The 18,792-nt window shown below is 63.9% G+C and carries 19 protein-coding genes and 1 pseudogene; 4 read left to right on the top strand and 16 right to left on the bottom strand.

Annotation, left to right across the window (positions count from 1 at the left end; translation table 11 throughout):
- Positions 1-48 precede the first annotated feature (48 nt).
- Positions 49-1,209, top strand: coding sequence for a GAF domain-containing protein (locus ACOZ9V_RS03580; protein ID WP_434593719.1), 1,161 nt, complete (start codon positions 49-51; stop codon positions 1,207-1,209).
- 3 nt (positions 1,210-1,212) lie between these two features.
- Here ACOZ9V_RS03580 and ACOZ9V_RS03575 read toward each other — a convergent pair whose 3' ends face one another.
- Together ACOZ9V_RS03575 and ACOZ9V_RS03570 are read right to left on the bottom strand one after the other, a co-directional pair.
- Positions 1,213-2,259 (bottom strand): NAD(P)-dependent alcohol dehydrogenase, encoded by a 1,047-nt coding sequence (locus ACOZ9V_RS03575; protein ID WP_434593716.1) that lies wholly within the window; start codon positions 2,257-2,259, stop codon positions 1,213-1,215.
- Positions 2,260-2,411: 152 nt separating this feature from the next.
- Positions 2,412-3,065 carry a hypothetical protein gene (locus ACOZ9V_RS03570; RefSeq protein ID WP_181271990.1) on the bottom strand — a complete coding sequence of 218 codons (654 nt, stop codon included), beginning with the start codon at positions 3,063-3,065 and terminating at the stop codon, positions 2,412-2,414.
- A gap of 128 nt (positions 3,066-3,193) precedes the next feature.
- Here ACOZ9V_RS03570 and ACOZ9V_RS03565 point away from each other — a divergent pair, with 128 nt between their 5' ends.
- The gene (locus ACOZ9V_RS03565) at positions 3,194-3,796 is read left to right on the top strand and encodes a TetR/AcrR family transcriptional regulator (protein WP_181271989.1); all 603 of its coding nucleotides are present in this window, start codon (positions 3,194-3,196) and stop codon (positions 3,794-3,796) included.
- Positions 3,797-3,816: 20 nt separating this feature from the next.
- Here ACOZ9V_RS03565 and ACOZ9V_RS03560 read toward each other — a convergent pair whose 3' ends face one another.
- Positions 3,817-4,224 (bottom strand): VOC family protein, encoded by a 408-nt coding sequence (locus ACOZ9V_RS03560; protein WP_434593713.1) that lies wholly within the window; start codon positions 4,222-4,224, stop codon positions 3,817-3,819.
- 80 nt (positions 4,225-4,304) lie between these two features.
- Positions 4,305-5,156, bottom strand: a complete 852-nt coding sequence (locus ACOZ9V_RS03555) for a helix-turn-helix domain-containing protein (protein ID WP_434593711.1) — start codon at positions 5,154-5,156, stop codon at positions 4,305-4,307.
- 117 nt (positions 5,157-5,273) lie between these two features.
- Here ACOZ9V_RS03555 and ACOZ9V_RS03550 point away from each other — a divergent pair, with 117 nt between their 5' ends.
- Complete coding sequence (locus tag ACOZ9V_RS03550) at positions 5,274-5,906, top strand: GntR family transcriptional regulator (RefSeq protein ID WP_434593708.1); 633 nt, start codon at positions 5,274-5,276, stop codon at positions 5,904-5,906.
- 75 nt (positions 5,907-5,981) lie between these two features.
- On the opposite strand, the gene ACOZ9V_RS03545 is transcribed toward ACOZ9V_RS03550, so the two are convergent.
- The 5 genes and pseudogenes from ACOZ9V_RS03545 to ACOZ9V_RS03525 form a co-directional block, all read right to left on the bottom strand.
- The gene (locus ACOZ9V_RS03545; RefSeq protein WP_434593705.1) at positions 5,982-6,638 is read right to left on the bottom strand and encodes a flavin reductase family protein; all 657 of its coding nucleotides are present in this window, start codon (positions 6,636-6,638) and stop codon (positions 5,982-5,984) included.
- Between the two features lie 78 nt (positions 6,639-6,716).
- On the bottom strand, positions 6,717-8,108 hold the full coding sequence (locus tag ACOZ9V_RS03540; protein ID WP_434593702.1) for a purine-cytosine permease family protein: 1,392 nt from the start codon (positions 8,106-8,108) through the stop codon (positions 6,717-6,719).
- A gap of 131 nt (positions 8,109-8,239) precedes the next feature.
- Complete coding sequence (locus ACOZ9V_RS03535; RefSeq protein WP_434593699.1) at positions 8,240-8,848, bottom strand: arylamine N-acetyltransferase family protein; 609 nt, start codon at positions 8,846-8,848, stop codon at positions 8,240-8,242.
- Position 8,849: 1 nt separating this feature from the next.
- Positions 8,850-9,161: pseudogene (locus tag ACOZ9V_RS03530) on the bottom strand (arylamine N-acetyltransferase); the annotation flags it as partial.
- Positions 9,162-9,188: 27 nt separating this feature from the next.
- A complete protein-coding gene (locus ACOZ9V_RS03525; protein WP_434593696.1) occupies positions 9,189-10,028 on the bottom strand; it encodes an urea carboxylase-associated family protein in 840 nt (279 codons plus the stop codon).
- A gap of 169 nt (positions 10,029-10,197) precedes the next feature.
- Here ACOZ9V_RS03525 and ACOZ9V_RS03520 point away from each other — a divergent pair, with 169 nt between their 5' ends.
- Positions 10,198-10,476, top strand: coding sequence for a hypothetical protein (locus ACOZ9V_RS03520; RefSeq protein ID WP_434593693.1), 279 nt, complete (start codon positions 10,198-10,200; stop codon positions 10,474-10,476).
- A 20-nt stretch (positions 10,477-10,496) separates the two neighbouring features.
- Here ACOZ9V_RS03520 and ACOZ9V_RS03515 read toward each other — a convergent pair whose 3' ends face one another.
- The 7 genes from ACOZ9V_RS03515 to ACOZ9V_RS03485 all read right to left on the bottom strand — a co-directional run bounded on the left by ACOZ9V_RS03515 (position 10,497) and on the right by ACOZ9V_RS03485 (position 18,679).
- Positions 10,497-11,348: a tripartite tricarboxylate transporter permease gene (locus ACOZ9V_RS03515; RefSeq protein WP_434593690.1), complete on the bottom strand. Its 852-nt coding sequence runs from the start codon at positions 11,346-11,348 to the stop codon at positions 10,497-10,499.
- Positions 11,349-11,352: 4 nt separating this feature from the next.
- Complete coding sequence (locus tag ACOZ9V_RS03510) at positions 11,353-12,009, bottom strand: tripartite tricarboxylate transporter permease (protein ID WP_434593687.1); 657 nt, start codon at positions 12,007-12,009, stop codon at positions 11,353-11,355.
- A complete protein-coding gene (locus tag ACOZ9V_RS03505; RefSeq protein ID WP_434593684.1) occupies positions 12,006-12,560 on the bottom strand; it encodes a tripartite tricarboxylate transporter TctB family protein in 555 nt (184 codons plus the stop codon). The genes ACOZ9V_RS03510 and ACOZ9V_RS03505 overlap by 4 nt, the downstream gene beginning before the upstream one ends.
- Positions 12,557-13,534, bottom strand: coding sequence for a Bug family tripartite tricarboxylate transporter substrate binding protein (locus ACOZ9V_RS03500; RefSeq protein WP_434593681.1), 978 nt, complete (start codon positions 13,532-13,534; stop codon positions 12,557-12,559). Before ACOZ9V_RS03500 ends, ACOZ9V_RS03505 begins: the two co-directional genes overlap by 4 nt.
- Before the next feature lie 242 nt (positions 13,535-13,776).
- Complete coding sequence (locus ACOZ9V_RS03495; protein WP_259358772.1) at positions 13,777-15,063, bottom strand: adenylosuccinate synthase; 1,287 nt, start codon at positions 15,061-15,063, stop codon at positions 13,777-13,779.
- Positions 15,064-15,224: 161 nt separating this feature from the next.
- Positions 15,225-17,756, bottom strand: a complete 2,532-nt coding sequence (locus tag ACOZ9V_RS03490; RefSeq protein ID WP_434593677.1) for an ABC transporter permease — start codon at positions 17,754-17,756, stop codon at positions 15,225-15,227.
- Positions 17,753-18,679, bottom strand: a complete 927-nt coding sequence (locus ACOZ9V_RS03485) for an ABC transporter ATP-binding protein (RefSeq protein ID WP_181271981.1) — start codon at positions 18,677-18,679, stop codon at positions 17,753-17,755. Before ACOZ9V_RS03485 ends, ACOZ9V_RS03490 begins: the two co-directional genes overlap by 4 nt.
- Between the last annotated feature and the right edge of the window lie 113 nt (positions 18,680-18,792).

Here is an 18,792-nt window from a genome sequence, read left to right as displayed (position 1 = left end):
CGCCTCAACCCCATGGTCAGGGGTGCGTTCCCGTCTTATACTCAAGGCATGCTTCAGCCGGATCTGGCGCATCTCGCCAGAGATCTGACACGCATTCACGATGCTGTGATCACCGGGGCTTCGCCGCCGGTGCTACCGCGCGCGCTGGTCAGGCGCTCGTGGGATCGGATGCTGCGCTTGGGGCTGGACCCGGATGGCGCGAATGTGCGGATCGTCGCCGATGAGGCTGAACTGGAGACTCGACGCCGGAAGTCCCAGTTGCGACTGGTCGTCGATGAGATGCGCTCAGTGCTGTTGCGGGCTCCCGACGCCGCGCCGTTCATCCTCGTCGTCACGGATGCCGATGGAGTCATTCTGTGGCGAGATGGTGCGGCTTCCGCCAGACGGCAAGCCGATGAGCTCGGATTCGTCGAGGGAGCGCATTGGTCCGAAGCCAAGGTCGGCACGAACGCCATCGGCACGGCTCTGACCGAGGAGGCACCCGTCCAGCTCTTCTCCGCCGAACATTTTGAGGCGTCTCAACACCCTTGGTACTGCAGCGCCGTGCCCGTCCACGACCCGCATGTCGGGACCCTCTTAGGAGTTGTCGACATCAGCGGCCCGGCGATGACTCTTCATCCTGCGGTGCAGTCGTTGGTGACGACGGCGGTGCGTCTGGCCGAGGCCCGGCTGATGATCGCTCAGCAAGAAGCCCTGAACACACTCCGCGATCGGATGTCGGCGATGCTCGCCGGCACGTCCGGTCCGGCCCTCGTCGTCGATGATGCAGGATGGGTGGCGTATCAGCAGGGAGTGCGCAGCCGCGACCGCATCGAGGTGCCGGCCGCCGACCGTTCGATCCTCATCCCCGGTGCCGGTCTGTGCCTGCCGGAGAAGATCACCGGTGGATGGCTGCTGCGGCCCACCGGCGATCGTCGAGCTTCTGTGACTCTGCGGACGAAGCAAGATCCGCCCGTTCTGGATATCCATTCCGGCACCGAGCCTCTGGTCGTTCCGCTCACGCCACGGCGGGCGCAGATTCTCGCGGCGGTCACCTCGGCGGGGGCAGCTGGGATCAGTGCCGCCGACCTCAGCCAGCGCCTCTACGGGGACGGCGACCACGTGGTCACCGTCCGCGCAGAGGTCTCGCGTCTGCGCCGATCGGTCGGCGCCCTGCTCGCCACCCGGCCCTATCGCTGGGCCGAAGGCGTCGACGCGCGGGTGGAGTGAGGGTCAGTTGCCGTGGGGAACGACGACCGCTCGACCGGAGAGCTCACCTGCCTGCAGCTTGCGATAGGCTTCCAGACCGTCGTCGAGGCCGTAGCGTTCAATTTCCGGCTTGATCTGACCTGACCGGTACATGTCGACGACCTCGTGGAGGTCCTCAATCGTTCCCCAGTAGGTGTTCGTCAGCGTTGCCTCGTAGGGATTGGTGAAGAACGACCATTCATACGCACCCCCGGCAATGCCGACGATTGTACAGCGGCCCATGCGGGCCATTGACTGCGCGGCGACCTTGACTGTCGAGGCGGCACCGACGAAGTCGAACGCGGCATCGACGCCCTTGCCGCCGGTGATCTCACGGATTCGTTCGACCTGGTCATCTCCTCCACCCACGGTGATGGCCCCGGCTGCTTGGGCCTTCTCCATCGGCTCAGGCTTCATATCTGTGGCGATGACCGTCGCACCGGTGAGGGCCATCAGGATCTGCACGCCGATTTGGCCCAATCCGCCGAGACCGATGACCAGGGCGTAGCGTCCGCCTCCCGCAAGATTCGGCAGCGAGTGCTTGATTGCGTGATAGGGAGTCAGCCCCGCGTCGGAGAGCGGTGCTGCGGCGACAGGGTCGGCGTCGCCGAGCGGGACGAGATTGCGCGCGGGAACCGTGACGTACTCGGCCATGCCGCCGTCACGCCCCAACCCGACGCCGAGGTAGGGATTGGTCGCGGCGTTCTCACAGTAGGTGTCCTGTCCACGCGAACATGCTCGGCAGCGGCCGCAGCCGATCGGGCCGTAGACGAGGGAGGCGTCACCCTTGTTGAATCCAGATACTCCGGGGCCGAGGTCTTCGACCCAGCCCGAATTCTCGTGTCCGAGGATGAATGGCGGCGGCACTGCGCCGGGGCCGCCCTCTTCGAATTCGTTGTACACGGCAACGTCTGAGTGGCAGGCTCCTGCTCCGGCAACCTTGAGCAGAACTTCACCTGGTCCTGGTGTGGGCTTCTCGACGTCTTTGAGCGTGGGAAAGGTCTTGAAGTCTTCGAATACGATCGCCTTCATGGTGCGAGTTCCTTTCGAATGAGTTGGGGCGGCGATCACCGCTCCGAGGCCCACGTTAGGCTCGCGCAACAGATAATTGAACCCTTATATCACCTGGTGAAACCCTATTTTCCACAACCGCGCGGCCCTGAAGGACTACTCCTACACGACAGTCAGTTCCCTGCCGCATCGAGCCACCAGCGATAGCGCATTCGCAGCGCCCGCTCGGTACTCGCCAGCGCTGTCACGACGCCGATGCCGATTGTGACCCACAGAGGCATCGTGAACAGAGGCTCGACAGGACCGATCCGCTCTGCGATCGGCGGAATTCGCAGCACCGGCACGGCGATCTCCTGCAGCAGCAGCGCAACCCCGACCAGCAGCACCAGAGCTGAAATGACGCCCATGGCGCGACTGAGGCGGGGTCGATGCTCATCGAGCCGTGCCCGGCGGCCCTCTGCGGATCGGTCGTTGGGCCGCAGCTGTTCCTCGGTCCCGTCGGCGGAGACGAAATGACATCGTTTCAACCCGAAATTGCTCGCGGCGACTTCGATATTGCCGCCTTCGACAGGGAAGACGGCGGGCACACGCGAGACCGCATATTGCCGGTCATTGCGATAGAGAAAGACCTTGAGGTAGCCGTTCTCATCGGTTCTCCATTGGCGCACGTCGATCGCGTAGCTGACGCGGCGGCCCTCGGCGTCGACCCGCTCGAGGTGGAACAGCGACCGCCCGAGCAGCTGCCACCATCGGAACGCCGGCAGAATCCTCCCGTCACCGTGCCCGATCCGCTCGATTGCTCGCCGACGCCTCCATTGTCGAAACATCTGGGTGCCCCCTCGGCACTCGACATAGGTCCAACACAGCGTGTTGGAATGGACACGAGTAGACTAACACGGTGTATTGGTCAGTGACAGAGGATCACGGAAGCACAAGAAGTGGAGATGACCGAAGCATGAGTGGTACCGAACGCAAGGACACCCGAGAGCGCATCCTTGCCGCCGCGGCGGACATCATCGCCGAAGAGGGAGTGACGGCCAGGTTGAGCGTGCGGGCGGTCGCTGCCCGAGTGGGCGTGAGCACCGGTTCGCTGCGGCACCACTTCCCCACCCAGCAGCTGCTTCGGGATGAAGTCATGCGACGTGTCTACGACTGGTATCTGCCGAGCACAGACATCCGCGACACTGCGGTTCCGCCCCGTGATCGCTTGGTCGAATGCCTCCGTCAGGTTCTGTCCATGACGGGGATCGGCGCCGAATCACGGGCAGCGATGACCACTGTCACCGAAAGCTTCATCTCCGCCGAACAGACCGACGATGTCCGTGAGACGTACTTGGCCATCCAGCGCGACGGACAGCGCCGGGTCGAAGCCTGGCTCCAGGTCCTCGCCGACGAGGGAGCCCTGACCGATACCGGCAGCATCCCTCGGTCGGCTCGTTTCCTCAACACCGTCCTCGATGGCCTCGCCCTCGAACGTGCTCTGCCGTCTGAGGACTCGCTGGCTCAGCTGGAGTCCGAAACGCTCAATATGGCCGCTGACGCCGTCCTCGGGAGCTGACTACGACCGGACAGCAGGTCCTACGCGGACGCCCCACGGTAGCTCCCGACCGACCACAGCACACCCTCGGGGTCTTGGATGGCGAAGTCGAGCGACCCGTAGTCCTGTTCGGTCAGCCCCATGACCTCGGTGGCACCGGCGGCGAGCGCACGCGCGTGGAGTTCGCGGACGTTGCCGGAGGCCAGATACACCGACCCCGAGGCGACTCCGGTCTTCGTCATGACCCCGCCGTCATCGCGGACGGACCCGAGCATCACTCCCCCGCCCTCTGGCCAGGCCAATTCGGCGTGATCGACGCGGTTCGGATCGTCGGCGTTCGTGTACTCGGCGATGATTTCGAAGCCGAGCGCCTCCTGCAGAAGTGCGATCGCAGCTTTGGCATCGCGGTAGCGGAAGGTGGGCCAGACGTTGGCATGATTCTCGGACATGTTCACTCCTGAGTTCGTCGAAGATGGAACTCCATCGTCGCGGAGCACCTCCCTCCACGTCTTGGACAAATGGGAACAGTTCATCCCATCGCCGAGGCGACCCCCGCCGAATCTGTTCCCACCGTCCGTGACCGGGCCACGTCATCGGCGGCCAGCCACTGGCTCGGGCTGAGACCGACGAAATCCCGGAAGTCCCGGTTGAGGTGCGCTTGATCGGCATAACCGCAGCCCACAGCGATCTCCGACAAACTGCCCCGACCGGCGGGGATGAGTCGCCGCGCTCGATCGAAGCGGACGATTCGTGCGGCATCCTTCGGCCCGATCCCGTATTCGGACCGGAACTGACTGCCCAGATGGCGTCGGCTCCATCCGACGTCGTCGGCGATGAGGGAGACGGGCAGACCGCCATGACTGTCAGTGATCCGATGCCAGGCAGCGGTCACCTCAGCGCGGGGACGATTCGCATCATCGATCGTGCGCATGAGCAGGTCGTCGATGGCGGCGAAACGGGCTGGCCATTCGGTCTCGAGGTTGACCCGCTCGTGCAGTTCCGCGGCCAGCGGCCGGGAGATCCGAGCGACGTCGACGCTGTGATGGGCGAACTCGGCGGCGGGGATACCGAAGAACGCGCGCGGGGCCGACGGATTGAAATTGATCTGGATTCCGGACATCGCGCCGGAGTGAGCGATGAGCGTCGAGCGCAGGTGGAGGCCGGCGAGCAGCACATCGAAATGTTCGCTACTGCCGGTGGCCGCATCGACCTGGCACAATGGTTCGTCGATCGAGACGATGAAGGTCAACGTGCCCGAGGGCAACCCGAGATGCGTCCCCGCGGGGACGCCCGAGATGTCATAGCCGGCGTAATCACCGACATACGGCCGCAGCCGCGGAGACGGGGAACGCACGAGATCATCGGGGCGCACCGCGGACATGCCGCCATTCTAGGCCACGCTTCCGAGTCTGCCGATCCCTTTTCTTCCAGTCGGTGGAAACGCGGTGCAGTAATATCTGTGACACACCCCTTGATTCCGAAGAACGGTTCACCAGAGTTGACTCTTTCCCAACAGGCTTACAGCGTCATCGAGGACATGATCATCAGTGGGTCGATTCCTGCCGGCAGTTACATCACCGAGCCCGAGCTCGTGGACAAGACAGGCTTGGGCAGGACACCCATCAGGGAAGCGTTGCAGCGCCTTTCACGCGAACACATGGTGACTATCCGCCCTCGCCGAGGCATCTACGTTCCGTCCCTGGGGTACGAAACCGAGCTGCGCATCCTCGAGGTCCGCAGGGAGCTCGACGTCGTCGCTGTCCGCCTCTCTGCGAAACGAGCCTCGGACGACCAGCGCAACGAAATGCGAGCACTGGCCGCGCAGCTTGAGCAGATCGGATCCGATTTTACTGCCTATGCGGAAACCGTCCGCGAAACTCATCAGCTGCTGGCGGCCGCCACGAAGAACACCTATCTCATCGAATCTCTGCTTCCGTTGCAGAACTTGTCGCGTCGCTATTGGATCTCCAACATCGTCGATGTCGAGAAGGAGATCGCAGCCAGCTCCGACTGCCATCTGCGCATGCTCAGGGGAGTCGCGAACAACGACGTCGACGCTGCAGAGAAAGCCGCCTACGATCTGAACGACTATCTGGTCGGGTATGCAACGAGAGCGGCGCAGATGTCCTGAGACAGACATCTGCGCCGCAACGAGTTCGAATGCCGACTCCGCCTGCTGAGCCAGTCGGCAGTGTTCGCGTCTCTATCAGGAGGGGTCTCCGCTCAGCCCTGCCTGTGCGTCCCCATCGGCACCCGGCACGCGCATCTCGAAGGTCTCGGCCACGACCGTGTAGTCGAAATAGCCCATCCTGGCGATCGGTTTGGCTTTGAGGATATCGATCTTTCCGTCCTCGGTGACATAGTTATCGTTGAGGTGGATGCGCTCGACCGAGGCGTAGACGATGTCGATCGAGCCCACCTTCGATTTGCCGGGCAAACGGTGGGTGGAGATGTACTTGCACTCGTACTGGAACGGGCTCTCGGCGATCATCGGGGTCGCGGACAGATCAGCCGAGCGACGGGTGACGTCCATCTGGTCGAACTCGGATTCGTGCGCGTCCATCACCTGGGCACTGATGTTCACCTGCTCGCGCAGATCCCACGTAGCCATGTTCCATACGAACCAGCCGGTCTCCTCGGCGTTGAGCACGGTGTCCTTGCGGCGCCCGTCGGGGTACTGGTTGGCCGCGAACATCACCATCGGCGGATCGAACGTGAGGTTCTGCCACTGGCTGTAGGGAGCGATGTTCTCGACTCCATCGGCGCTCACGCTCGAGAGCCAGCCGATCGGGCGCGGCACCGTCAGCGCTTTGAACGGCGAGTGTTCGAGGGGGCGGTTCTTCGACGAGGGATCGTATTTCATCTGGACTTTCCTTTGTTGGGGTTCGAAGTGGAAGAAGTGGTGCCGGCGCCGGAGGCCGGGGCAGGGATCAGGCCGAGATCAGACTGCGGCCCCCTTGATCCGGCGGCGCAGTTCTCCGGTCATGAGGTAGTAGAGGACAGCAGAGACGACGACACCGAGGATCCAGGCGATCTCCGCGCCGTTGAGCAGGTAGGCGATCGGTCCGACGTAGATTGCGCTGTTCATGAACGGGATCTGGACGAAAACGCCCGCGAGGTAGGCGACGTAGGCGATCCAGTTGAACTTCCCGTAGATCCCGTTCGGATCGAACAGGCCCTTGATGTCGTACTTCTTGTTGCGCACCAGGTAGAAGTCGACGAGGTTGACCGCCGACCACGGCGTCATGAAGTAGAGGAGGAAGAGCAGGAAGTTCTGGAAGACGGTGAGGAAGTCTTCGCTGGCGGCCAGGGCGATAGCCAGGGCGATCACGGTGACTCCGAGGATGAACAGCGTGCGCGTGTACGACTTCAGATGGTTCTGCCTGGTGAAGGCCGAGACGATTGTTGTGATCGACATGAACCCGCCGTAGGCGCTGAGCGTGTTCCCGGCGAGCTTGCCGAGGATGACCGCGAGGAGGACAATGACGCCGATCTTCCCTGCCAGGTCGGTGATGTAGCCGACCTCGCTGCCGCTGAATGCGTCACCGCCGAGGAACGCGGCGAAGGCGCCCACGGTCATCGCGAGGCTCGCACCGAGGACGCTGCCGAGGAACGTCCACCCGACGGTGGCGTTCTGCGAGGTGGTCTCGGGCAGGTAGCGGCTGTAATCGGCGATGTACGGGCCGAAGGTCAGCTGCCACGAGGCCGAGAGCGAGACGCCGAGGACGAACGGTGCCATGGCGAATCCGTTGCTCGCCGCGATGGTCTCGCCCATGTCTCCAGTGACCATGACGACGATGAGCCAGACGAAGACGATGGCACTGAGGAATGCAGGCAGGTGCGAGAACTGGTGGATCCAGCGATAGCCGACGATGGCCGAGAGCGCACAGAAGACCGCGAAGAGTATCGCCCCGATCTGCGGCGAGACGTGGAACAGCAGCCCGAGCGCCTGACCGCCGAGGACGAGTCCCGTGGCGTAGAAGCCGATGTAGATGAAGATCGTGAGAACCAGCGGCAGGATCGCACCGTAGAAGCCGAACTGCGCCCGGCTCTGGATCATCTGCGGCACCCCGAGCTGCGGTCCCTGCGCCGAATGCAGAGCGGTGATGTACCCGCCGAGGATGTTGCCGAGCAGGATCGCCGGGATCGACCACAGTGCCGAGTTCCCGAGGATCGTCATGAGCGCACCCGTGACAAGAGCGGTGATGGAGCTGTTCGCGGCGAACCACACGAAGAGCAGAGAGATCGGGCGCCCATGGCGTTCAGACGGCGGGATGTAGTCGATCGACCGTTTCTCGACGAATTTCGGGTGGGGCGCGGGTATTGCAGTCATCATGTCCTCCGTTGCACATCTGCGGTGGGTGCAGTGCCCTGAAATATATCACCGATATATCTAGAGGCACAAGAGCGTCGGCGGGGAGAACGTGGCGCTGATGATGAACTCTCAGGCCCACCAGAACACGGTCAAGAAGCCTCAGCCCGACCCCAGATCGGGTCGCTGAAAGTCCGGTCGAGATTAAGACCGAACTCCTCGCGGAGAACGACGGCGAAATCAGCGGCATCGGTCAGAGTCCGCTCGAGGCGTTCGGGCTCGCCACCGGGTCGCACGCTGCGCAGCTGGCGGCCCTCGAGAGACACCTTGCCGCCGTTGCCGAGCGTCCTGGCCACCACAGGTGCGCCGGTGAAGCGCGTGCCGGGCTTCGTCGCGGTGAACCAGTTCGACACCTCGAGGTCGGCCTGTTCTCGCGGGACGTCCGCGAAAGCATAGACAGTGCGGAAGGACTGGTCAGCACTGGTCCGGGACTGCAGCGCCCATTCGGCTTCCGCTCTCATCGTTGGCTCCAGAACGGTGTCAGCCGGAACCAGCCTGTGCTCTCCGTGCTCGGTCATGCGCGGTTTCGACTCAGCATCGAGGGCGAGCGCAGCCTGCGGCGTTCCACCGCCGAACCCAGGATCGACGAGGAATCGTCGACCACTGAGATCGAGGATCGTCGCTTGGTGTGTCAGCCCTCCCGCCTCCCGGCGCGGTCCTCCCATCGCCGAGGTGGACGCGAGCGAGGACCGGATGCGCACTCAGCCCGAGCTCTCGGAGCACGGCACGGATGAGTGTTGCGTGCTCGTGGCAGTAGCCGCCGCGGCCTGCGTCCAAGAGCTTCGCCCACAGTGAGTCGAGGTCAGTGGGAATGCTCCGCGACTCACCTGCCGCGCGTGCTGCGATGACGTCGAGGTTTTCGAAGCATATCGACCGGACGTGGGCGGCCAGCAGCTCATCGATGAGGTCGATTATTTCGTCGGTCGTCCCGTGCGCCCGGCGTCGCAATCCGTCCTCCGAGCTATCGAGTCCGAGCCGATCAGCATACCGGGCTATGAGAGATGACGGTGCCATTGCGGGCCCTCCGTTCTGGGCGCGTGCTCACGCCGACGGTTGAGGTCGGAGCCCGTGGGCTCCTCGATAGTTCGGCGAAGTCGGTTCGGTCCAATCGCCGAGGAGGTCCTCGGCGATTCGATAGACCGTGACCTTCAAAGGATGGCAGTTCTCCACCGGGTCTGCGGCACCGTCCCCGAACATCGGTGCGGAGAGATCTCCGCCGGGGCAGGTGGACAGGGCCGCAAGCAGGTCCTGCTCGGCGAAGAACTCGAAGTGGTCGCCTTGTCGTGCAGGGCAGGTCTTCATGAAGTATTCGTCGTAGTCGTTCAGTCCTGTGCATTGGAAGACGTTGAGCACATCGTGGACGTCGAATTCGGTGAGGCCGTACGGCAGGATCGCACGGACGAGGTTCGAATGGCAGTGGTAGTCGAAGTCCACGCCGCTCAACATCTGCGAGACGTATGGGTCGCATCGGGTGCCCAAGGTGTCGTGCACCCGACCGCCTTCCGGATCGGTGCCGTAATCGGACAGTGTGTCTCCGACGATTGTGGCCATCGGCCGCAGAAACGGCAGAGACGACCACAGGCGGTCGAAGGTGGAAACGTGGGCGGCCTGCAGCTGACGGGTCCGCGCCGCCCAGAATCGCTCCCTGGGGTCGTGGCGATTCCACAGGTTGAGGTCGCCGACCTGCGGACCGTCGACTGTGGAGATGCGGCAGACATGGCCGGCGGGGACGTCCCACGCCTGCCCGGAACGGATGGGAATGGTGAACTCGTCGACGATGTCCCGAGATTTGGTGTCTTCACCGATCAGTGAATAGCAGCCTCTGTCGATCTCGAGCGCGGGGCCCTGGTAAGCAGCCTCTTGCAGACGGCTCTGAGCCATTGGACGTATCCTCCTCCGTAGCTGTGTTGCCTGCAACGATGCCAGCTTCCGCCCGTCTGCCCAAGGGGTCGTAAGTCAGGTCTATGCTGAAATCACAGAATCGGTGCGGCCGAACGGGCCGCGCCGTCGGATGCACCGGAACGCGCGCACTGAGCAGTGGGAGGCAGGAATGGCTGAAGAGAAGATCGACGTCGAGATGCAGGACACGGGCGAGTTCCTGGCCCGAATCCACACGGCGACGGGAACCGACGAGATCGTTCTGATGTTCGACGATGCCGAAGAGGTCTCGGACGGAGTCTTGGGCAATGACGAAGCCTCTGTCCGCGCGACCGTGGAATTCCTCCTCAGCCATCAGCCCTCCGGGGACTTGCCGGACCGGATCGACCTCGTCGACATCGCCGCCGCCTACGACGGCGCCATCGAGTCCATCAGCAGATTGCGGAAGTAGAACCACTGGGGTTAAACGCTTCAGACATCGACTTTCTTATCAGTACTCTTCTTCCCGGTCATCCGCTTCCACGGCAGCACCGAAACAAGAGCCAACACCGCGATGATGAGGAACACCATGGCCAGCGGGTCAGTGATGATCGCCCAGAAGTCTCCACCGGTCAGTCCCAGAGCCTGTTGCAGGTTGCGCTCGAGCATCTCGCCCAGCACGAGACCGATGACCAGGAGTGCCGGCGCCATTCCGACCAGCCGCATCACATACCCGAGTACGCCGAACGCCAGTGCAATGTACACATCGGTCACCGAATTATGGATGCTGTAACAGGAGATGAGTGCGAGGATGAGAATGACCGGGGCCATGAACGGCATCGGAATGGCCAGGATCTTCGCGAGCAACGGGGACGCGCCGATGTTGATGACGACGCCGAGGATCGCGCTGAATAGCAGTGCCCCGATGATCGTCCACCCGAGTTCTGGGTTCGCATCGAAGAAACCGGGCCCGGGGTTGAGCCCATACATCATCAGATAGGCGAGCAGCACTGCTGTCGTGCCTGATCCCGGGATACCCAAAGTCAGCAGAGGCACCATCGACCCCGACACCGCAGCGTTGTTCGCGGACTCCGGCGCGACCAGTCCACGGACAGCGCCCTTGCCCATGCCTGCCGACGCCGGTGCGAGTCGCTTTTCCAGCCCATAGGAGAAGAATGCGGCGATCGTCGTTCCTGCTCCCGGGAGCACTCCGGCGACGAATCCGATGACCGATCCTCGCAGGCTGGGGAGGGCCCCCTGCTTGAGGTCGGATTTCGTCGGAAGAAAACGTCCCGACAGCTTCGACATCACCTGGGAGTCCTTGCCCATCGTGGTGCTGGCCAAGATCTCACCGACGCCGAAGACGCCGATGATCGCGACGATCGAGTCGACCCCCCTCCAACAGGGTGAAGCTGCCGAAGGTGAAGCGAGGAAGCCCGGACTGAAGTTCGATGCCGACAGTCGAAACAGCCACTCCGATGGCGACTGCTGTGAGCCCCAACATCGGTGCCGATCCGACGAGGGTGGCGCTGAGGACCAGCGCCATGACGACGACTGCGAAATAGGCTCCGGGTCCGAACGCAAGCCCGAGCTCCGACATCGGCCCAGCGATGAAGGCCAGCCCCAGGAACGCAAGAACACTGCCGACGAATGATGCGAGGGCAGAGATGGAAAGCGCGGTGGCCGCCTTGCCTTTCAACGCCATCGGATGGCCGTCGAGGGTGGTCATGATGGCGCCGGGGTCACCTGGGATGTTCAACAGGATCGCTGAGATCCTCCCGCCGTATTCTGCACCGAGATACAAGGAGACCATGAGTGGAAGCGATATCTCGGCCGGAACCGTGATCGCGACCGGAAGGAGGAGAGCGATGGCAGTCGACGGACCGATGCCGGGCAGCAGACCGGCGATGGTTCCGAGGACGACTCCGCCCAAGACGACCAGCAGCAGAGTCGGCGATGCCGCGATACCGCCGAGAGCCGAGAGGAGATCGTTGATGGTGCTCACAGCTGTAGACCTCCGAATACCAGGTACTCCAACCAGCCGACAGGCAGAAGCACGTTGAGCCAGACGTCGAACACGAGGAAGAGAATCATCGCGATCGCAATGTTGATGACGAAGAGCCCGACCGCTCGTGCCGCACTGAGTCGAATTCCGAACACAGTCATCGAGACCAACATCGAGAAGATGGCTGAGGCTTCGACAAATCCGATGAGGAAGATCGAGGCCGCATACAGACCGAAGAGGACGATGCACCACACAACACGCAGAATCTCCCGTCCTTCGACCGGCCTGACGTCGACATGGCCGCGCAGAATCGAGATGATTCCGAGAGCAGTTGTGCAGAACAGGACGATGCCGACAACCAGCGGGAACGTCTTCGGACCGATTCCATCCTCTCCTGCAGCGTCCGGCAGGAGTATGGCGTTGACGAGGTAGAAGACTGCGAGGAAACCGAGCACAATGCTCGACAGCATTGCCGAGGTGGTCCGACTTCCGGGTTCATGGTGTGGTTCGTCGACCGGTCGAGTTGCGGTCGGATCTGTATCCGCGCTCATTTCACCAACCCCACTTTCTCCAGCACTTCCGCCGATTCCTCCTGCTCGGGGCGAATCACCGTGTCGAGCCATTCGTCACCGGCGACATATTCGGGGTTGATCCCCAACGCCTCTGCCTGCTTGCCGAATTCGTTCGTCTCCACTGCCTTCTTCAACGACTCCCGCCACCAGCTGACTGCGTCCTGCGGCATATTCTTCGGACCGAAGACTCCCCTCCAATGGTTGATCGTGATGTCCATTCCGAGGTCGTGCCACGTCGGAACCCCTGGCGCTGAATCGACCGGTTCCGGGGCTGAGACTGCGATGATTTCGACGTCACCGCTGTCGACGAGTTCCATCGCCTCCGACATCCCCGTCGATGCCACATCGATACGTCCGCCCAACAGTTCGTTGTTGAGGTCACCGCCATCGGAGAACGCCACGAGATTGATCTTGGACAGGTCTTCGACTCCGTATTCACTCGCGGGACGAAGGACGTTGAGCTGGTCGTCACTGGGAACGGTGCCGATTCCGAAATTGACTGAACCTGCATCCTTCTTGATGCCATCGAGCACTTTCTCCGCGGAGTCGTACTTCGACCCGGATTTCACGATCCACACTTCATAGTCCGTTGTCAGCTGAGCCAACGGCGTGAAGTCGTCCAGGGACATGTCGGTAGTTCCCGTGATATTTGAGAGGAAGATCCGGTTCGATTCGAACACGACGGATGTTCCGTCGTTCTCCCGCTGGAGAACGGCGGCACGAGCCGGATTGCCTCCGCCGCCTCCCATGTTCTCGATCGACATGAAGGTGTCGATTCCCGCGGCTTCGAAACCGTCGTTTGTGATGCGGGTCGTCAGGTCGAGGCCACCGCCCGGTGATCCTGCGGCGATAGCCGTGACCCGCGGCGGAGGGAAGCCATCGTTCCTGTGAATGTCGGGCATACATGCCGTCGTGGACGCGATGAGCGCCAGACCCGCAGACGCAACTGTCACGCGCAGAAGAGTTCGTCTCTTTGTGGATCTTCTCGCCGTTGGGAATCCGAAGTGGAGCATGACCGGCACGTTACCTCTGAACGACTTCAGCCCTCAACGAATCCTGCGAGAATGAGACAAGCTGCCTGAGCACTTTGGCAAGCGTTCCCACTGAGCGGGCAGACGCCGAAGGGCGGAACCGTCGCACTGTCGGTTCCGCCCTTCGGCCGTTGATTCGATCCGGGACGCTCCCGGGAACCCGCTCAGTCCAGCAGGTCGTGACGCACGATCGACTGTTCGCGATCGGGGCCGACGCCGATGACGGACATCCGGCAGCCCGAGCGCTCCTCGAGTGCGAGCACGTACTTCTGCGCGTTCTCCGGCAGATCGTCGAAGGTCCGAGCCTTCGTGATGTCCTCGGTCCAGCCGTCGAAGTACTCGAAGATCGGCTTCGCATGGTGGAACTCGGTCTGCGACACCGGCATCTCGTCATGACGCTCGCCATCGACTTCGTAGGCCACGCACACGGGGATCCGGTCGATGCCGGTGAGCACGTCGAGCTTGGTCAGCACATAGTCGGTGAAGCCGTTGGTGCGCGCGGCGTAGCGGGCGATGACCGCGTCGTACCAGCCGCAGCGGCGCGGACGACCGGTATTGACACCGAATTCTCCACCGGCCTTCTGCAGGTATTCGCCCATCTCATCGAAGAGCTCGGTCGGGAACGGTCCGGCGCCCACACGAGTGGTGTACGCCTTGACGATGCCGACGACGCGGTTGATTCGGGTCGGGCCGATGCCGGTGCCCACACAGGATCCGCCGGCGGTCGGGTTCGACGAGGTGACGAACGGGTAGGTGCCGTGGTCGACGTCGAGCATGGTCGCCTGACCACCCTCCATGACGACGACCTCGCCACGGTCGAGCGCCTCGTTGAGCATGAGCTCGGTCTCGGCGACATAGGGGCGCAGTCGCTCGATGAAGGGCTCGAAGTATTCGACGATCTCCTCGACCGACACGGCCCGACGGTTGTAGACCTTGACGAGCAGTTCGTTCTTCTGCCGCAGCGATCCTTCGATCTTCTGACGCAGGATGGACTCGTCGAAGACGTCCTGGACGCGGATGCCCAGGCGCCCGATCTTGTCCATATAGGCCGGTCCGATGCCGCGGCCGGTGGTGCCGATGGCCCGCTTGCCGAGGAATCGTTCGGTCACCTTGTCCAGCGTCTGGTGGTACGGAGCCACGAGGTGGGCATTCGCCGAGATCCGCAGTTTCGACGTGTCCGCACCACGGGACTCGAGGGCATCGATCTCCTCGAAGAGCGCCTCGAGGTTGACGACGACGCCGTTGCCGATGACCGGGGTGACATTCGGCGAGAGGATGCCCGCCGGCAGAAGCTTGAGTTCGTACTTCTCCCCTCCGACGACAACCGTGTGGCCGGCGTTGTTCCCACCATTGGGCTTGACCACGTAGTCGACGCTGGTGCCGAGGATGTCGGTGGTCTTACCTTTACCTTCGTCGCCCCACTGAGCGCCGACGACAACGATTGCTGGCATGAGAGTGCTTCACCTCGAAGTGAAAAGGGGATGTCATTACTCCCCAAGTCTACTGGGTCACACCGACACAGCCGCCATCGGGAGCATTCCCTCACCGAGGCGGCCGCGGACAGGAGACCCAAAGCTCCCACCCGCGGCCGCACCGAGACCCGACCCCGGTCTTACTCCATGCTCATCCCCTTGGCCGGGGCGATCCGCGACATCGACCTCGCAGGTATCGCCGAGGCGAGAACGGCGGCGAGCACTGCGGCGACGCCGATCAGCCCGATCTGCACCCACGGCACGGACAGCACTGGATTCGCCGAGGCAGGCATGATCGATGCCGTTCCGACCCAGCCGAAGAACGTCCCGACCCCGGCTCCGACGATGAGTGCGATGACCGTCATGAGCAGCGATTCGATCGTGATCATCCGCGACATCGCAGCTCGGGTGAATCCCAGCGCCCGCAGCAGGGCACCCTCTCGGCGTCGTTCGATGACCGAGAGCGTGAGTGTGTTGCTCACTCCGATCACGGCGATGACCACCGCGGCCGCCAGCAGTCCGAGCACCACGCTCAGAGCGACCTGGAATATCGAGGCGAAATCCGCCCGATACTGTGCCGCAGTCGCATCGGCTGAGGCACCGACGGCGTCGAGTTCGGAGGTCAGGGCCTCGATCTGCGAGCTCGATGCGTCATCGGCGATCTTCGCCCACGTCTGTTCGTCCGCACTGCCGCCAGGCCCCTCGAGGGTCTTCGCATCGGCACCGCTGACCAGAGCCGTCCCCGCGGGGACGTCGTAGGAGGTCTCGATCGTCAGATCGAGATTCTCATCGCCGAGGCGGACGGTCGCGCTCTGGCCGTCGACATCAGAATCCTCCTCGTCGAGTCCCACCGTCGTCGGGTCGAGGAGGATCGTGCCCTCATCGACGTCGTACCCCTCACTGCGCAGGACCGGGGAGTCGGCGGCCGCCTCGGCGCTGGTGATCGCCACATCACCGGAGCCGTCGGTCCCGTCGACGCTCACCGAGGCGGTGGGCGCCGAAACGTTCTCGCGTTCCTCGACGATCGGCGAATCATCGAGCACGGAGGCGATCTTCGCGTCGTCGGCACCGTCCTGCCCTGCCGTGGAGACCACGAGGTCGACCGGGGTGTCCTCGGCAGTGGCGAGTTCGAGGGTTCGCTGCAGGCTCGAGGAACCGACGACCACGGCTGTTACGAGGGTGATTCCGATGAGAAGGGCACCCGTCGTCGAGGCGGTGCGTCCTCCCGCTGTGCTCGCCGACCGTCCGGCCACCTTCACCGCCGGCGAGCGCCGGGTGAGGAGGCCGACTGCGGCGGCGAACAGCGCCACCAATGGCGGCACGAAGACCTTCGCACCGACGAGGAGAGCGACGAAGAGCGCGAAGCAGCCGACGATGCCGAACAGCACGGACTGGCTCGTAGTCCCGAGCAGGCACAGACCGATTCCGCCGATGCCGAGCACAAGCGACAGGCTCAGTCGCACCCACCGGATGCGCGGGGCAGCCGCAGGCACATCGACCGGTCGGAGTGCCTCGATCGGGGACACCCGGGAGGCGCGGATCGCGGGGATCAACCCTGCCGCGAGGGTGACGAGGATGCCGACGACGGGCCCGACGACGAACGCCGGGACGGACGGCGACATCTGGGCGAATTCCGGCATCCAGAACGCTCGGACCACGGTTGAGAGCCCCCATCCGATGAGGAGGCCGAGTCCGACGCCCAGCACGGAGCCGACGATCCCGAGGCTGAGGCTCTCCACCACCGCGGCACCGCGCACCTGCCTGCGTGAGGCACCGATTGCGCGGAAGAGCGCGAGGACTCTTGTGCGGGAGGCGACGAGGACGTTGAACGTATTCGAGATGACGAGTGCCGCGACTCCCGCGGCCAGCAGGCCGAAGGCGATGCCGATGGTCGAGAGCATGTCGGAGGTCTTCGACAGCGACTCGATCTGCTCCTCGACGACCTGGTCAACGGCCCGGACCGACACGTCGGCGCCGGCATCGGCGAGAGCGGATTCGACCGCCTCGGCGAGCCCTGCGCGATCGCTCCCATCGTCGGCGACGACGCGGATGGAGTCGGGCACGAGCTCGCCCGGAGCCGTGGCCAGCCCGTCGTCGGTGAGGTAGAGGTTCATCCCCGCCGAGGAGGAGCCGGGCATGACGCCCGAGACGGTGTAGCTCGGGCCGTCGGCGGCGGAATGTCCCGGCCCGTCGAATTCGCCGAGGGTGATGGTGTCACCGACGCCGACCCCAAGGGTCTTCGCATCGGCTTCGCGGAGCATGAGTTCGTCATCCGAGTCCGGGACGGAGCCGTCCACGGTGTCGACCTGTCCCTGTGGGAGGTTCGTGGCCGACCCCGTCACCGAGGTGGACCCGGCCTCGACAGCGACGAAAGCGGACTGGGTGAGCTGGGCGGACTCGACCCCTTCGACGTCGGCCACCGTCTGACGCATGGTCTCGGTGAGCGGTGAAGCCTCATCGGCTGCAGCGGCCGGGTCCTCGGATGCGGCCGCGGTGATGGCGACGTCGGCACCGGCCCATTCGGCGCGGACCTGATTGCGCAGGGTGTCGCCGAACGCCTGGGAGAACAGGAGCGCCGCGACGATGAAGGCCACGGACACGGCGATCGCGATCATCGCCGCACTCAGACGACCGGAGGCGCTGCGGAGGTTGGACCAGGCGATGCGGATCATCGCGCACCTCCGTCCGTCGGCACTGTTGCGGCTGCAGACCCGGGCCCGGCCGAACCGCCGGCCGACTGGCCGGCAGGTGCTGCTCCCGAAGCTGCCGAGCCTGCCGTGACATTCATGAGCGCTGCGGCCACGGACTCCGGATCCGGTTGGGCGAGCTCACCGGCCAGCCGTCCGTCGGCGAGCAGCACGACACGGTCGGCACGGGCTGCAGCCCGGGGATCGTGGGTGACCATGACGACGGTCTGACCGAGTTCATCGACCGAGGCGCGCAGGATGTTCAGCACCTCTTCACCGGAGTTCGAGTCGAGGTTGCCGGTGGGCTCGTCGGCGACGAGCACATCGGGCTGGGCGACGAGTGCCCGAGCGACGGCGACTCTCTGCTGCTGTCCGCCGGAGAGCTCGTGCGGCCGGTGTCCCAGGCGCTCGCGCAGACCGAGCAGGTCGACCATGCGGTCGAAGATGCGGCGGTCGGTCTTCTGCCCCGACAGCTGGGAGGGCAGCAAGATGTTCTCCTCGGCACTCATCGCGGGCACGAGGTTGAAGGACTGGAAGACGAAGCCGATGCGGTCGCGGCGCAGCGCCGTGAGCTTGCGGTCGTTCAGCCGTGAGATCGCCGTGCGTCCGATGAAGACCTCTCCCGAGTCCGGGATGTCGAGGCCGGCGAGCATGTTGAGCAGCGTCGATTTGCCTGAGCCGGACGGTCCCATGATGGCGGTGAAGCGTTCGGCTTCGATGTCGAGGCTGAGGTCGTCGAGCGGCCTGACCTGCGCGTCCCCTTTTCCGTAGGTCTTGCGCAGTCCGATGGCTTGGATGGCCAGCCTCGGTGCGGAATTCGCACCCTGACCCGGGGTCGGGCCCTGTGCTGGGTTCGGAGGCGGAGTCTGGGACGGATGGGCATCGGTGTATGTCGCTGATGTGTTCATGCCTCCAGCTTCGTCGCCGACCCCACCCGCCCACATCGGACCTGAGGATGGTCTTCGCTGCAGGTCGCCGAGGCGGCCGTGGCCCGACCGTCATACCTGAGGATGATCTCGGA

The sequence above is a fragment of the Brevibacterium sp. 1718 genome, assembly GCF_051131255.1.
Lineage (GTDB): Bacteria > Actinomycetota > Actinomycetes > Actinomycetales > Brevibacteriaceae > Brevibacterium > Brevibacterium sediminis.
Note: the sequence above shows the minus strand (reverse complement) of the source record. Positions and strands in the feature narration are given on the sequence as shown.